We start from the raw sequence: 14,429 nt of genomic DNA, 5'->3' as shown, positions 1-14,429 counted from the left end.
TCAGGTGTCCTCGGAGATCAACGCGGCGTAGGCCTCGGCATCCAGCAGTGCTTCCCGCTCGGCCTGCGCTGACGGCGCGTCGTGAACCGGTTCGATCACACACAGCCAGCCATCGCCATAGGGCGATTCGTTGATCAGCTGCGGCTCGTCCTCCAAGTTGACATTCACTTCCACGATCTGCCCCGAGATCGGGGCGAATATGTCCGAGACCGACTTGGTGGACTCGATTTCGCACATCGCCTCGTCGGCAGTGACCGCAGCGCCGATCTGGGGAAGCTCCACATACACCACATCACCGAGCGCATCCTGCGCGAAGTCCGTGATGCCGACCTGCATGCCTCCTTCGACGGCGCGCACCCATTCGTGATCGCTCGAGTAGAGCAGCTCCGCGGGAATCTCCATGCCCGCGAACCTACCCGATAGCCGTCACTCCCTTGGCGAACGGAGGCTGCTTGGCGAGGGGACCGCGGGGCCTGCGGCTCATGCGGCCCGGCCGGCGCGCACGGCGGCGAGCGCTCGGGGCACATACCCCACCGCGGACCAGTAGTGGATCGGCAGGCCCGCCGCCACGAAGATCCATGCCCCGACTCGGAAGGCATCCGCCGCGGCGATGTGGCTGGCACCCGCGAGGAACATCGGCACCGCGAACATCATCAGCAACGTGCCCGTCTTGCCCCACCAGGTCACCTCGATCTTGCGAGCGCCGAGCGCCCCCAGCACCAGCGCGGCAACGGCGACCGCGCCTTCGCGCACCAGCGCCAGCACGGCCAGCCACAGTGGCAGCGAGCCGTCGGCGATCATCACCACGAGCGCGACCAGCAGCAGCAGCCGGTCCGCTGTGGGGTCCAGGATCTTGCCGAGCTCGGACACCTGGTCGAAGCGCCGCGCCACCCAGCCGTCCACCCAGTCGGTAGCGCCCAGCGCGCCGAGCAGCAGCGCAGCAGCCCAGCGGTCCTGCGCTCCGAAGACCAGCCAGACGAACCACGGCAGGCAGCACAGACGCACCACGCTGATCAGGTTCGGCACGGTGAATGGCCGCCACCCGGGGTCTGGTGCCGATGCCGCAGATGCCGACGGTGGGGACGCACCGCTCACCTCGCTCACCCATGCCCCCCGCTCACGGTGCCTCACCGTACCGAAGCTGGGTTCAAGCGTTCGGTACGCCGTGACTGCACCGGCGCCATGTCAGCACAAACACGGTCGGCATCAGCACGGTCAGCATCAGCAGGCACCACCCATGCAACGGGAAAACCATGGCAGCCCGAGTTTGGGGATGGGTGATGATGCTCGCATGGGCTTCATCGACGACGTGTGGTGCGCGCTGCTGTCGGACGCACCGTGCGAACGCGATGCCGCGCTCGACCGGGTTGCCGACCACGACGTCGCCTCGGCCATCGCGCGCAGCCTTCTGCCCGACGAGTCGGCACCCGAAACGGCACGCTCAAGCGAAGACTCGAACGAAAAAGGCGGCCCCTGACACGTCATCGGCACCGAGTACCCAGCAGCAGTGACCTACCGCGGCGTGCCCGCGCGTCTGCGAATGGCTAGCCGCACGGTTCGCAGGGGCGCGGGCGGTGCTTCCCGCGGCCGTCGCATAGTTGCGAAACCCGCGATGGCTGCGTCCGCGGGCGCGCTCAGACAAGCCGATGTCCTCGATGGGCCGAAGATTTGCGAGACCCGCGATAGTTGCGTCTGCGAGGCTCCGCAGCAGCACCTAGCCTCTCTCGCTCATGGTGAGCGAACAGGAGCGCACCCATCGAGAGCCCCATCAGGAGGGGCAGACGGGGGGCGGTAAACCGGAGCGCACCCATTAGGAGTCCGGGCAGCCGAAGAGCGGGCAGGCGGCAGATCGGCAGATGCCGTTCGAGCCAGAGGTGTTCACCGCGCTTCGGCGCCGCAGCGACTCGCCGCAAGAACAGGGGCGCATCTTCGAGCGCGTGATGCGCACGGCATTCGAACGGAATCCGCAGTACAGCCAACGATTCGCACGGGTGTGGCACTGGAACGACTGGCCCGACCGCATCATGCACGGCTACGGCAGCGACAGCGGCGTGGACCTAGTCGCGCAGGAGCACGACGGCGGCGTCTGCGCCATTCAGTGCAAGCTGTACGGCGTCGGGTCGACGGTTCCCAGTGCCGACATCAACAGCTTCTTGTCCGAGGCAGGCAAAGTGCCATTCACCAGCAGCCTGTTGGTGACCACCGGCAGGCTCGCTGACTCTTCATGGCAGAAAATCTTGAACGCCACGAAGCGCTGCCAAGTGCTCAAGGCGCATGAGCTGGACGACCGAGACTGCTTGCCGGTGCGGTGGGCGGAGTGCTTCGAGGACCCCGACCGGATCGTCTTCGCCGAGCGGGCAACAGCGCGCAGCGACCAAGCCGATGCGCTCAACGCCATCGCCAAGGGCTTTGCCGAGCATGATCGCGGCCAGCTGCACATGCCCTGCGGCACCGGCAAGTCGCTTGTGGCGTTGTGGGCTGCCGAGCAGCACGCCGGCAGGGGCGGCCGCGTGCTGTACCTCGTGCCGTCTATAGCCCTGATGTCGCAGACCATGCGAGTGTGGGCTGCGCAGCGCTCAGTGCCGCACCGCTACGCCGCAGTGTGCTCCGACGTGACGGTCGGCAAGCGCGCCAAGGCAGCCACGGCGGCCGCCAAGTCCGAACTGGCCGAGCTGCTGGCGCCCCCGAGCACCAACCGCGAGCAGATCGCCGCCACGCTGACGACGCAGGCCGGCGACGACGCAATGGGCGTGTGGTTCTGCACCTACCAGTCGCTGCCGGTGCTCTCGCAGGTGCTGGCCGACCACGCCCCCGGGGTGGTATTCGACTTGGTCGTCTGCGACGAGGCGCACCGCACCACCGGCGTCGGCCTCGCCGGCAACAGCGGCAACGGCACCTCCGGCTCGGCGTTCACGATGGTGCATGACGACGAGCATGTGCCGGTCCTGCGCCGGCTCTACCAGACCGCCACGCCTCGGGTGTTCACCGAGAAACAGCGCAGCAAGGTCGAGGCGCTCGGCGCAACCGGCAACTCCTACTCGATGGACGACGAGGCGACCTTCGGCCCGGTCTTCTACGAGATGAGCTTCAAGGAGGCCATCGACCGCGATCTGGTGTCGGACTACCGGGTGCTGGTAGTCGGCGTCAACGAGCGGGAGGCGAAGCTGGCGGGCGCAGCAAACCGGGTCATGCAAGTCACCGCATCGGATCGGGCCCGCAAAGCCAAGGTGGACTCCAACTACGCCATGAAGCTGCTCGGCTGCTGGGACGCGCTGGCCACTCCGCAGAGCATGCATCGCGCGGCGGGCACCGTGGCCGGCGAGCTGGCCGACAGCCCGCAGCACCGTCACCTGCGCACAGCGATTGCGTTCACCAACACCATCCGCTCCAGTCAAGCCTGCTCGCAGGACGCGTACTTCGCCGAGCAAGGCCTGGAAGGCTCGCTGTGGGAAGCCGTCGCGCACGACGTGGCCGAGGCCAACGCCGGCGCCGGCCGCCGTTTCCTCGGGCTCGACGTGGACCACGTGGACGGCGCCACACGAGCCGTAACCCGCGCCGAGGCGCTGGCCGCGCTCGAGCGTCAGAGCCACGACACCGAGGGCCCTCCCCGCTGCCGGGTGATCTCCAACGCTCAGCTCTTCACCGAGGGCGTGGACGTGCCCGCGCTGGACGCGGTGGTGTTCCTGGAGCCCAAACGGTCGCCGGTGCAGGTCACCCAAGCCGTCGGCCGGGCGATGCGCAAGGCCGAGGGCAAGGAGTTCGGCTACGTGGTGATCCCGGTGATCGTGCCCGAGGGCTGCACGATGACCGATGCCGAGGTGCTCGACGGCAGCGACTTCAAGGCCGTGTGGGAAGTGGTGCGAGCGCTGCGCAGCCACGACGAGCGAGTGGACTACTGGGTGAACGACCCTCGGGTGCCGTCGCCCATCGACGTCCTGCCGAACCGGCCCGACGACGGCGACCGCGATCCGGAGGTGGTCAACGACGCCCGCGCAGCCGAGCAGCTGGCGCTGCATCTGCAGTTCGTGGAGGAACTCGAGAAGGCGGTGGCCTCCAAGATCGTGGAGACCTGCGGCGACAAGCAGATGTGGCCCACCTGGGGCGAGCGCGCCGCGCAGGTGTGCAAGAACGTCGAGCGCAAGGTGGCATCGCTGATCGCGGAACCGGCCTGTGCCGTCGCGTTCGAGGAGTTCGTGGCGGCAATGCGCGCTGCCGTGGGCGAGCAGGTCACACCGGCGCAGGCACAGCAGATGGTCGCCCACCACGTCGTCACGATCCCCGTGTTCGACCATCTGTTCGCCGATGCTCAGTTCGCGCAGCGCAACCCGATTTCGCGGGCCATCACCCGGCTGCTGGACTCGCTTGCGGGCCACCACCCCCCTCCCGCCGCTGCTGACCCGGAGGCCTCCAGCGCCGACCTAGTGTTCGGGGAGCTGCTGGCACCGCTGGCGCGCAACTACCGCACCATGCAGCAGATGCTGGAGGGCACCCACAGCCCAGCCGAGACGGTGGACCTGCTGCGGCAGATCTACGAGGGCTTCTTCGCTCACGCCATGAAGGACACGGTGACCCGGCTGGGCATCGTGTACACACCGGTGGAGATCGTGGACTTCATGCTGCGCGCCGCCGATGCGGTCAGCCGCAAGCACTTCGGCTACGGGCTGACTGCACCCAACGTCCACATTCTGGACCCCTTCGTGGGCACGGGCACCTTTTTGTACCGCCTGCTGACCGCGACCCGCAGCAACGGTCAACCGCTGATCGAAGATGCCGACCTCGCGCGCAAATTCGGCAGCCCTGCTCGCGATGACCCCCCCCCCCCCGAGATTCGAGCGCAATGGGGACATCGGCCACGCCGTGCGCACGCCCGCCGGAGCTGCCTGCCGACGAGCCGATGGACGCGGACCGCGCGTGGCCTGCGCAACCAGAACTGCACGCCAACGAGACCGTGCTGCTGGCCTACTACATCGCGGCGCTCAAGATCGAAGCCGCTGCTGCCGAGCGTGGCATGGATGCCGCAGACCGGCAGTTCCGCGGCATCGTCTTCACCGACACCTTCCGCCAGCGCACACGCCAAGCCGGCATACCCGGGTTCGACGACAACTCCGAACGCGCTCGAGCGCAGGACGCACTGCCGATCCGGGTCATCGTCGCCAACCCGCCGTGGTCCGCCGGCCAGAAGTCGTCGGGCGACGACAACCCCAACATCGTGTACCCCGAGATCGAGCAGCGAGTCCGTGAGACCTACGGCCGCCGCCATCGGGAGGTCACCGGCAGCGGCATAGGCAAGGCCGCCGGCAACCTCTACATCGAGGCGCTGCGTTGGGCCTCCGACCGGCTTGCGCTTGACAGCGGCGGCGAGCGGCGCGGCATCATCGCTCTGGTTCATCCGAACTCGCTGACGCACGGGGTGTCGCTGGCAGGAGTGCGAGCCACGCTGCGAGACGAGTTCAACGACGTCTACGTGGTGAACCTGCGCGGCGACGCCATGAAGTCGGGTGACGAATACCGCGACGAGGGTGACAAGATCTTCGGCCAAGGCTCGCGCAACGGTGTGCAGATCACGCTGCTCGTTGCCGGAGAGGAGCTGTCGCGAGCGACCGACGATGTCCGCAGCGCCGAGGGCTCTGAGTACGCGACCGCTACGCCGTCAACCTCAAACGACATTGCAGCTAGCACGCCAGTGCCTGCCGGGGCCGTTGGCAACATCCACTACGCCGAAGTGCCGGCGCGACTGTCGTTGGCCGAGAAGTTTGCTTGGCTGAGTGAACTGGCACCAGGCACGGACGCGTTCTGGGACCAGTTCGAGACGGTGCCGGTCAACGACCGGCACGACTGGGCAAACATCACCGACGACAGCTACCAAGAGCTCATGCCGGTGTGCGTGGCCAAGCAACAAGAGCAAGTCGCGCTGTCGAACAACGTACTCGGCTTGATCACCGCCTGCGACGTCTACGTGTACTCGTTCGGCATACAGAGTCTCGAACACAAGGTGCGGCGGCTCCTCGCAGCCTACGAACAGGCACGCAGTCTGCATTTCGAGGACGGCTGGAGCCTTGAGGAAGTCACGCGCAACGACAACTTAGCGGCCATTCAGTGGACCGACCGCCTCAAGCAGTCACTCCGGCGCGATCTCCGCATCGATTTCGACCCAAGCCGGATCAGAAAGGTGCTCTACCGACCGTTCACTTACCTCTGGCTCTACGAAGACGACCGCGTCCTCACCAGCATCAAACGAGTGTCAAACATGTTCCCGCGGGCGACTTCAACAGAGAGAGAGAGAGAGAGAGAGAGAGAGAGAGAGAGAGAGAGAGAGAGAGAGAGAGAGAGAGAGAGTTCGGTACCCATTCATCATCACGACACCGAGCAACCGCTCAATATTCGGAGTCTTGGCAACGCACAAGCTCTGCGACCTCTGCGCAGTCGGGACCAATCAGCCCTCGCGAGTACTCGCACCGAGACGATGCTGATCACAGGCACGAGCAATATGACATTCCAAGCACTCGCGACCGCAACGATGCCAGACCTAGCTGCGATCAAGGGCTCTCAACCAACGCGGGCGATTCCGCGCATCAGCCGATGACGGGGGGGGGCGGATGCCTGCTGGTCATGTGTCACCGGCAACTCCCGTTCGGATGTCTCGCGACGGCTCAACTGCCCGACGGATTCGCAGCCGGTCGAGTTACCAGAGCGCTGCCCCGACGGGCCGCTGGAACGCGTCGATGATCGTGGCGGGCCCGTCAGCCATGGCGATGCCGGGCGCACTCGCCACAGCCGTGCTGCCGGACCTTCACCTGATGGGCCCAGGCCAGCAGTCGCGCACGCTGCCGCGGAGGCGCTCCTCGTGAGCAGTCCGTCGAACCGCACCACGTTCGCTGTGCTCGCAGCCGGTCACCTGCCCGACCTGCACACTGTGGACCCCGCAGCGCGGGTCGCGCCGAGATCGGAACCGCCACTACAGGCAGCACCGTGACCGACACCCTGAACCTCGGCCTCGAGCACTCCTCCGCCGACGGCGACAACGTGACGGACTGGTGCCTCGAACAGTTCCGCAGCCACTACCGCGACGACACGATCACCAAAGACGACATCTGGGAGTACCTCTACGGCGTCATGCACGCCCCCGACTGGCGCAAGCGCTACCACCACGACCTGCAGCGCAACTTGCCGCGGGTGCCGCTGGCACCGGACTTTGAGGCGTTCCGATCCGCGGGGCGCGAACTCATGGACCTGCACATCGGCCACGATGAGGTGCCGGAGTATCCCGTGGACTGCCTGCTCGACGGCGTCATCGACAACGACGGTGCAGCCGACCCCCTGACCGATCCCGACGCCTACCGCATCGCCAAGCTGGCTTGGGGCAAGGCTTCGGGCAACAAGAAGGATCGCAGTGTGATGGAGATCAGCCCCCGCTGCCGCATCGTCGGCATCCCAGAGCCGGCGCACGAGTACACCATCTCGGGCCGCTCACCGCTGCAGTGGGCCATCGACAGTCTGCGGCACAAGCACGACAAGAAATCCGGCATCACCGATGACCCGAACCACTGGGAAGCCTGGGCCGACGAGCCGTTCAACCTCATCCGCCACCTGCGCCGGCTGGTGATGGTGAGCGTCGAATCAGCGCGGATCATCGCGGCGCTCCCGCCGTCGCTAGACCCCGCTTAGGCTCTGCGTATGGCCACGGTGTTCACCCGCGTCATCTCCGGTGAGCTGCCGGGCACGTTCGTGTGGCGCGACGAGCGATGCGTGGCGTTCTTGTCCATCAATCCGCTGTCGCCCGGTCACACGCTGGTAGTGCCGATCGACGAGATCGACCACTGGCTGGACGTGCCGCCCGACACCCAGGCGCACCTGTTCGACATTGCCCGACGCATTGGCGAGGCGCAGATGCGCGCCTTCCGGCCCGAACGCATCGGACTCGTCATCGCCGGCTTCGAAGTGCCGCACTGCCACCTGCACGTCTGCCCGGTGAACTCGCTGGCCGACATGGACTTCGCTCACGCGCTGCCGATGGTCTCCCCCGAACAGCTGCACGAACCCGCCGAAGCCATCCGCGCCGAGCTGGCCGCCCTGACCTGACACAGCGTTGACCTGACACAGCACTGACACAGAACGAGGTGCAGCGATTCACCACAGCGCCGATGGGCCGTTCGACGCCACGGCCTCTGCGGGCTCGATGAGGCCGGCGTGGTTGTTGCGGGAATCGCCCACGGCTCCGCTCACTGGGTGAGAGCGGAGCATTCCTGGAGCGGCGGGGGCGCACAGAGCGGTCAGCTCGTCGAGATCGTCGTTGGCCGGGTCCAGCCACGTCTCCCACTGCGACCGCCCGAGCAGCACGGGCATGCGTTCGTGCATCTGGGCCATGAACTCGTTCGCGGCCGTGGTCAGCACCGTGGCCGAGTGGAGCACGTGGCGGGCACTGGCGGGCGTGCCGGAGTCAGCATCGACACCGGCGGCGACACCCTCATCGGCGCGAGGCGACCACCGTTCCCACAAGCCCGCCATGGCGAGCAGGTCGCCGTCGGCTCGGGTGATGTAGTGCGGGAGCGGACGCTGCTCGCGGCTGGCGCCCTTGGGTGCGCGGGGCCACTCGTAGAAGCCGTCGGCGGGGACGATGCAGCGGCGGCACCTGAACGCGTGCCGAAACGAGTTCTTGGACGACGCCGTCTCCGACCTCGCATTGAACAGCGGCGGACCCTTGCTGGGGTCGGCCGACCACGGCGGCACCAAGCCCCACCGAAACACCTCCAGCCGACGCGACCCACCACTGCCGACCACTGCCACGATGTCGGCGGTGGGACTCACGTTGTAGCTGCGCGCAGCGTCGAACCCCGGCGGCGGCGCGTCGAAGTAGGTGGCTACCAGCTCCAAGTCGCTCGCTGATACGAAGCGTCCGCACATGAGTGTCCAGCGTGCCATGTCCGCACTGCCATACGGGAAAGCTGTTGACAGCTAGCTGGCTGGTTGGGCCGCCGTCGGCAGCGTCATGTGCGTGTCCGCGCTATGTTGCCGAACGTGGCCGCAGCATTGGGGCGCGCAGACTGCGCAGCCCGGAGCGCTGGAAGCGTGCTGCGAGCGTGAGGGGAGATCACCATGGAACTGGGACTGTTCACGATGCCGAGCCATCCGCCCGAGCGAGACTTGCGGGCTGGCTGGGAGTGGGACCTGCAGGTCATCGAATGGGCCGACGAGTTCGGCTTCAGCGAGGCGTGGATCGGCGAGCATCACGCAGCCAAGTGGGAGCCGCATCCGGCGCCGGACCTGCTGACCCTTGCGGCATTGCAGCGCACCAAGAACATCCGCATCGGCCCGGGCGGCTTCCTGATGCCCTACTACCACCCCGCCGAGCTGGCGAACCGCATCTCGCTGCTGGACCACATCTCACAGGGACGGCTGAACTTCGGCGTGGCCGCCAGCGGACTGCCGAGCGACTGGGAGATGTTCGGCGTGGACGGCATGGCCGGCGAGAACCGCGAGATGACCCAGGAGTCGGTCGAGTTCATCTTGAATCTGTGGACCCAGCCGCCAGGCTGGGTGCATGAGGGCAAGCACTGGAAGGGTGCTGTGCCCCACGGCATGCCGGACTTGGACCTCGTGCAGCACCTCAAGCCCCTCCAGCAGCCCCATCCGCCGATCGGCGTGGCTGGGCTGAACTCGCCGTCGCCGACGCTGGAGATGGCCGGCGAGAAGGGCTGGCTGCCGCTCAGCCTCAACCTGAATCCGCAGTACGTCAGCGGCCACTGGGATTCCTACGAGGCGGGAGCGCGGCGAGCGGGTCGCGAGGTCAGCCGCAGCGACTGGCGGATGGTGCGCGAGGTGTTCGTCGCCCCCACCGACGACGAAGCCTGGGAGCTGTCCTACGGCGGGATGATGGGCCGGATGATGACCGACTACTTCATCCCCCTGCTCGGCGCCTTCGACTTCCACCAGTTCCTCATCGACGAGCGCAACCCACCCGAGGGCGGCGTCGTCACCACGGAGTACTGCGCCCGCAACAACTGGTTCGTGGGCTCACCGGAGACGGTCGCCAACGACATCGAGAAGGTGTACGCGGACGTCGGCGGATTCGGCCACTTGCTGCTGTTCTGCTTCGACTACTCCGAGACCGCTGAGTCGGCCGAAGCGTGGCGCCGCTCCATGGACCTGCTGGCCAACCAGGTCATGCCGCGTCTGTCGCACCTCACCGGCGACTGAACGCCGGCGCTCAAGGCGTCGGCTGGCCGCTCAGCGCGCAGCCGAGACGCTGCAGCGACACCGCGGCGGCATCGACCGAAGCTTGATCGTCGCCGATCAGCACGACGGCTGCGTCTCGCGGGCCGGGCACCGGCTCGATGCGCCAGCTTCGGCCGACTGCCTGCAGGTGGTGCCAGCCGCCGAGACTGGCAAACCACCCTTTTGCCCGCAGCAGCGAACATGGCGGCGAGTCGAGCCACTGAGCCACCGCCGCCGGGTCCCATGGGCCCGCAGGCTTCACCACCGCGGTCGCGACCTCCAAGGGATGCTCGCCGGCATCGACGCGGCACGCGACCCCCCGCAGCGCTGCACTGAGCAGCACCTGCGGGTCAACCCTGCCGTGGACCGAGGGCACCACCATTCGGCCGGGCGCAAGCTCGCCGATTCTGCTGGTCAGCGACGCCACCTCCTCGCAGTCCACCTGATCGGTCTTGGACAGCACCACGAGGTGCGACACGTCGATCTGGCGACGCACCGCCGGGCCGATGCGCGGATCGTCAAGCTGGCATGCGAGCTGCTGTGCGTCGGCCACCGCGACCACACCGTCGAGCGAGCATCCCGCGGCCGACTCCACAGCCAACGCCATCGCAGCAGGATCAGAGGCACCGCTGGCTTCCACGACGATGGCGTCGCATCTGGCATCGCCGCGCGGCGGCGCGGCGAGGCGCTCCAGGGTCTCGGCCAGGTCGCCGACCAGGACGCAGCATGCGCAGCCGTTGGTCAGCTCGACTCGCTCCAGCGGGCGGGCGACGGTCGCCGGTCCGTCGAGCGCTGCTGCATCGATGTTGACCGGTCCGATGTCGTTTACGACCGCGGCGATGCGCAGCCCGGCCGGTTCGGTCAGCAGGCGGCGCAGCAGCGTCGTCTTGCCGCTGCCCAGAAATCCCGTCAGCACCGTGACGCCCACAGCGTCGCTGCGAACTGCCCCGGGCCGGCGGCGCGCCGCGGAGATCGAGCCGACGACGGCCCGCCACGCCAGCTCGGTCCCACTCAAGGCCGGCTCGTCCGATACCCAATTGCTCCATGCCCAATCGCCCGATGAACAGGCGCTCGATGGCATCTCGCTCATTGGCACGCGGATTCGAGGGTCGGCGTCACTTCATGAGCTATCACGTGACTGCACCTGACATCACGAGGTGGGCTCGCCGCCGAGCACCGTGTCGGCGACGCCGATGTCCGCCAATGCCATCGGGTCAACCTCGTACGGGTCGTCGTCGAGCACGGTGAAGTCGGCCAGCTTGCCGACTTCGATCGAGCCCAGACGGTCGTCGCGTGCCAGCACGTGCGCAGCATCCACGGTGACCGCACGCAGCGCCCGATCCACCGAGATGCGCTCCCCGGGCGCCAACACCGTCTCGCCGTCCGCACCCACCCGGTTCACGGCGCACCACACGGCGAGCAGCGGCGACAGGGGCGTCACCACGAGGTTGAAGTCGCTGTGCAGCGCGAACGTCGCGCCGGCGCGCTCCAGCGAGCCCAAGCGGGCGGTGGCCTCGCTGCGGTCCGGCCCGAAGCCGTGGTCGGCGTGCAGCTGGGCGCGGAAATGCACGAAGTAGATGTTCACGCTGGCGATGCCGCCCAGCGCCGCCAGTCGCTTGGCCTGCGCCGGCGTCGAGATGCAGTAGTGCTCGATCGTGAACCGATGGTCGAAGCGGGGCTGCCTCGCCTGCAGTGCGGCCAGCGTGTCCAGCGTCATGTCGACGGTGCGGTCGCCGTTGGCGTGGGCATGGATCTGCACGCCTGCCTGCCAGAACGGCAGCATCCGCTCCGCCATGTCCTGCCACGGCACCTCGCCGGTGAAGCCGGTGTCCTCGTCGAGATAGCCCGGAGCATTCATCACCAAGGTCATCGACGGATACGACCCGTCGTTCACGTACTTCACGCCGTGCGTGTTGAGCCGGTCGTCGCCTCGGGCCCGCATCTGGGCCAGGAAGTCGAGCATCTCGGCGCCGTAGCTGCGCACCAGCTTCGGCTCGAAGGGCACCATGAAGATGCGCAACGGGAACGTGCCCTCGGCGATGGCAGCCGCGTGATCGTCCCACTCCCGCTCGAAGCCGTCGGCCATCCCCCACACCAAATCGGCAGTCGTGGTCACGCCTGCGGCACGGGCGACGGCGCCCATGCGGTCGATGGCAGCCCGGCCCGTGCCCGGCCCGAAGACCGCAGCGGCGACGGGCCTCGTCGCCCGGGCCGTCGCCTCGGTCTCCACGAACCAGCCGTTCAGCCGGCCGTCGGGGTAGCGGCCGAGCCCATGGCCGATCGAGTCGTCGTCGACGCCGATCAGCTCGAGCATCGGGGAGTTCGCATACACGATGTGCGGCGCGTAGGCGCAGACCCACAGCGGCACCGTGTCGCTGATCTCGTCGAGCGTGTCGCGGTCGAGGTGTCCGTGCTGGCTGGCGGGGTCGTAGCCCCATGCGGTGAGGGGTTCGGCGGGATCGGCGTGCTCAGCCGCCAAGGCACGCAGCTGGTGCAGCACAGCGTCTCGGCTCGGGAGGCCCTTGCGCATGCCCGTCGGCGAGGCCGAGTCGATCGGGCCGACGTAGTGCAGCCCCATGTAGGTACCGCTGAGACGCAGGTGGGTGTGCGGGTCGATGAAGCCGGGGAGGACGATCTTGTCGGCGTACCGGTCGTCGACCTCGTAGGGGCAGCGCCGCAGCCACGGCTGCATCGACGCCATCGAGCCGACCGACACGATGCGGCCGTCGGCGACTGCCACAGCGCTGCCGTGAGGCCTGCCGGGATCCATGGTGTGGACCCGAGCAGCCGTGTACACCGTGATCTGTTCCATTCGCGGACCCCGCTGGTGTGGCGCCTTGGCCGGTCGTTCTCGTGCGTTCGCGCCCGTTCTAGCTCACTGCGCTCGTTCTCGTTCGCGGTTAGGTTCGCGCACGACCGCTGCCGCGGAATCTCGACCACGGAAGGGAAGCACAGCCATGGCGCACGCCTACACCGACAAGGGCCTCGAAATGCAGGAGGCCGTGCAGTCGTTCATGGACGACCACATCTACCCCAACGAGCAGGAGTACCACGAGCAGTACGCCGAACTGGCTGCGGCCGGAGACGTTCACGCAACTCCCGAGATCATGGACAAGCTCAAGGCAGCCGCCCGCGAGCGGGGCCTGTGGAACCTGTTCATCCCCCACCTCGATCCCGAAGCGCCCGGCACGAAGCTCTCGAACCTGGACTACTCGCCGATCTCCGAGCAGCTCGGCAAGGTGCCGTTCAGCTCGGAAGCCCTGAACTGCGCGGCACCCGACACCGGCAACATGGAGATCTTGAACCTGTACGGCTCAGCACGGGTCAAGGAGCGCTACCTCGCGCCGCTGCTCGAAGGCGAGATCCGTTCGACGTTCTCGATGACCGAGCCCGAGGTGGCCAGCTCGGATGCCTCCAACATCCGCCTGCGGATCGACCGCGACGGCGACGAGTACGTCCTGAACGGCCGCAAGTGGTTCTCTTCCAACGCGCTGCGTCCGGAGTGCAAGGTGCTGATCGTCATGGGCAAGAACGACCCTGACGGCCCGCGCCACCGCCAGCAGTCGATGATCGTGGTGCCTCGCGACGCCGAGGGCATCACCGTCGAGCGCGACCCGCTGGTGTTCGGATTCCATGACCGCGGGGGTCACCCCGAGCTGGTCTACGACAACGTGCGGGTGCCCGCCGATCACATCCTCGGCGGCGAAGGCGAGGGCTTCGCCATCAGCCAGGCGCGGCTGGGGCCGGGCCGCATCCACCACTGCATGCGTTCGATCGGCGTGGCAGAGCGAGCGCTGGAGTACATGTGCAAGCGAGCGCTCGAGCGTGTGACGTTCGGCAAGCCCATCGCGCAGCAGGGGCTGATCCAGGACTGGATCGCGGAGGCCCGCATCGAGATCGACCAAGCCCGCGAGTACGTGCTGCACGTCGCGCACCTGATGGACACCATCGGCAACAAGGCCGCCGCTCAGGAGATCTCCGGCATCAAGGTGGCCGTCCCGAACATGGCGCTCAAGGTCATCGACCGCGCCATCCAAGTACACGGCGCCGGGGGTGTCACGCAGTTCTTCCCGCTGGCTGAGATGTACGCGCACATGCGAACGCTGCGCATTGCCGACGGCCCCGACGAGGTACACAAGATGACCATCGCGCGCCGTGAGCTACGTCGTCACGACCCCGACTTCCGCATGGCTTGACGCACCCGCGCCGAGCGTCGT

General features: G+C 67.4%; 12 protein-coding genes. 7 read left to right on the top strand and 5 right to left on the bottom strand.

All coding sequences use genetic code 11. The features are described from left to right. The gene (gene gcvH / locus ACOGI4_RS08225; protein WP_419841194.1) at window positions 1-402 is read right to left on the bottom strand and encodes a glycine cleavage system protein GcvH; all 402 of its coding nucleotides are present in this window, start codon (window positions 400-402) and stop codon (window positions 1-3) included. A gap of 78 nt (window positions 403-480) precedes the next feature. Continuing rightward, window positions 481-1,095 carry a CDP-alcohol phosphatidyltransferase family protein gene (locus tag ACOGI4_RS08220; RefSeq protein ID WP_419841193.1) on the bottom strand — a complete coding sequence of 205 codons (615 nt, stop codon included), beginning with the start codon at window positions 1,093-1,095 and terminating at the stop codon, window positions 481-483. Between the two features lie 196 nt (window positions 1,096-1,291). On the opposite strand from ACOGI4_RS08220, the gene ACOGI4_RS08215 reads away from it, so the two are divergent. The 5 genes from ACOGI4_RS08215 (at window position 1,292) to ACOGI4_RS08195 (ending at window position 8,079) form a co-directional block, all read left to right on the top strand. Further along, a complete protein-coding gene (locus ACOGI4_RS08215) occupies window positions 1,292-1,477 on the top strand; it encodes a hypothetical protein (RefSeq protein ID WP_419841192.1) in 186 nt (61 codons plus the stop codon). Window positions 1,478-1,856: 379 nt separating this feature from the next. Beyond that, window positions 1,857-5,285 (top strand): DEAD/DEAH box helicase family protein, encoded by a 3,429-nt coding sequence (locus tag ACOGI4_RS08210; RefSeq protein ID WP_419841191.1) that lies wholly within the window; start codon window positions 1,857-1,859, stop codon window positions 5,283-5,285. A 203-nt stretch (window positions 5,286-5,488) separates the two neighbouring features. Beyond that, complete coding sequence (locus ACOGI4_RS08205) at window positions 5,489-6,583, top strand: type ISP restriction/modification enzyme (RefSeq protein WP_419843114.1); 1,095 nt, start codon at window positions 5,489-5,491, stop codon at window positions 6,581-6,583. Between the two features lie 386 nt (window positions 6,584-6,969). Continuing rightward, window positions 6,970-7,665, top strand: coding sequence for a type ISP restriction/modification enzyme (locus ACOGI4_RS08200; RefSeq protein ID WP_419841190.1), 696 nt, complete (start codon window positions 6,970-6,972; stop codon window positions 7,663-7,665). A gap of 9 nt (window positions 7,666-7,674) precedes the next feature. After that, a complete protein-coding gene (locus ACOGI4_RS08195) occupies window positions 7,675-8,079 on the top strand; it encodes an HIT family protein (RefSeq protein ID WP_419841189.1) in 405 nt (134 codons plus the stop codon). Between the two features lie 48 nt (window positions 8,080-8,127). On the opposite strand, the gene ACOGI4_RS08190 is transcribed toward ACOGI4_RS08195, so the two are convergent. Further along, window positions 8,128-8,919, bottom strand: a complete 792-nt coding sequence (locus ACOGI4_RS08190) for an SOS response-associated peptidase (RefSeq protein ID WP_419841188.1) — start codon at window positions 8,917-8,919, stop codon at window positions 8,128-8,130. A 174-nt stretch (window positions 8,920-9,093) separates the two neighbouring features. Here ACOGI4_RS08190 and ACOGI4_RS08185 point away from each other — a divergent pair, with 174 nt between their 5' ends. Further along, window positions 9,094-10,194, top strand: a complete 1,101-nt coding sequence (locus tag ACOGI4_RS08185) for an LLM class flavin-dependent oxidoreductase (protein ID WP_419841187.1) — start codon at window positions 9,094-9,096, stop codon at window positions 10,192-10,194. 10 nt (window positions 10,195-10,204) lie between these two features. Here ACOGI4_RS08185 and ACOGI4_RS08180 read toward each other — a convergent pair whose 3' ends face one another. Then, window positions 10,205-11,227, bottom strand: coding sequence for a CobW family GTP-binding protein (locus ACOGI4_RS08180; protein WP_419841186.1), 1,023 nt, complete (start codon window positions 11,225-11,227; stop codon window positions 10,205-10,207). 135 nt (window positions 11,228-11,362) lie between these two features. Further along, window positions 11,363-13,024 (bottom strand): amidohydrolase, encoded by a 1,662-nt coding sequence (locus tag ACOGI4_RS08175; RefSeq protein WP_419841185.1) that lies wholly within the window; start codon window positions 13,022-13,024, stop codon window positions 11,363-11,365. Window positions 13,025-13,169: 145 nt separating this feature from the next. On the opposite strand from ACOGI4_RS08175, the gene ACOGI4_RS08170 reads away from it, so the two are divergent. Next, window positions 13,170-14,408 carry an acyl-CoA dehydrogenase family protein gene (locus ACOGI4_RS08170; RefSeq protein ID WP_419841184.1) on the top strand — a complete coding sequence of 413 codons (1,239 nt, stop codon included), beginning with the start codon at window positions 13,170-13,172 and terminating at the stop codon, window positions 14,406-14,408. Window positions 14,409-14,429: the final 21 nt, after the last annotated feature.

This window comes from Candidatus Poriferisodalis sp. (genome assembly GCF_965205175.1).
Taxonomy (GTDB): Bacteria; Actinomycetota; Acidimicrobiia; order Acidimicrobiales; family Poriferisodalaceae; genus Poriferisodalis.
Note: the sequence above shows the minus strand (reverse complement) of the source record. Positions and strands in the feature narration are given on the sequence as shown.

Coding starts and splice junctions, on each gene's coding strand:
- gcvH (WP_419841194.1), bottom strand. CDS start 402: ATGGAGATTCCCGCGGAGCTGCTCTACTCGAGCGATCACGAATGGGTG.
- ACOGI4_RS08215 (WP_419841192.1), top strand. CDS start 1,292: ATGGGCTTCATCGACGACGTGTGGTGCGCGCTGCTGTCGGACGCACCG.
- ACOGI4_RS08210 (WP_419841191.1), top strand. CDS start 1,857: ATGCCGTTCGAGCCAGAGGTGTTCACCGCGCTTCGGCGCCGCAGCGAC.
- ACOGI4_RS08205 (WP_419843114.1), top strand. CDS start 5,489: ATGAAGTCGGGTGACGAATACCGCGACGAGGGTGACAAGATCTTCGGC.
- ACOGI4_RS08195 (WP_419841189.1), top strand. CDS start 7,675: ATGGCCACGGTGTTCACCCGCGTCATCTCCGGTGAGCTGCCGGGCACG.
- ACOGI4_RS08190 (WP_419841188.1), bottom strand. CDS start 8,919: ATGGCACGCTGGACACTCATGTGCGGACGCTTCGTATCAGCGAGCGAC.
- ACOGI4_RS08185 (WP_419841187.1), top strand. CDS start 9,094: ATGGAACTGGGACTGTTCACGATGCCGAGCCATCCGCCCGAGCGAGAC.
- ACOGI4_RS08175 (WP_419841185.1), bottom strand. CDS start 13,024: ATGGAACAGATCACGGTGTACACGGCTGCTCGGGTCCACACCATGGAT.
- ACOGI4_RS08170 (WP_419841184.1), top strand. CDS start 13,170: ATGGCGCACGCCTACACCGACAAGGGCCTCGAAATGCAGGAGGCCGTG.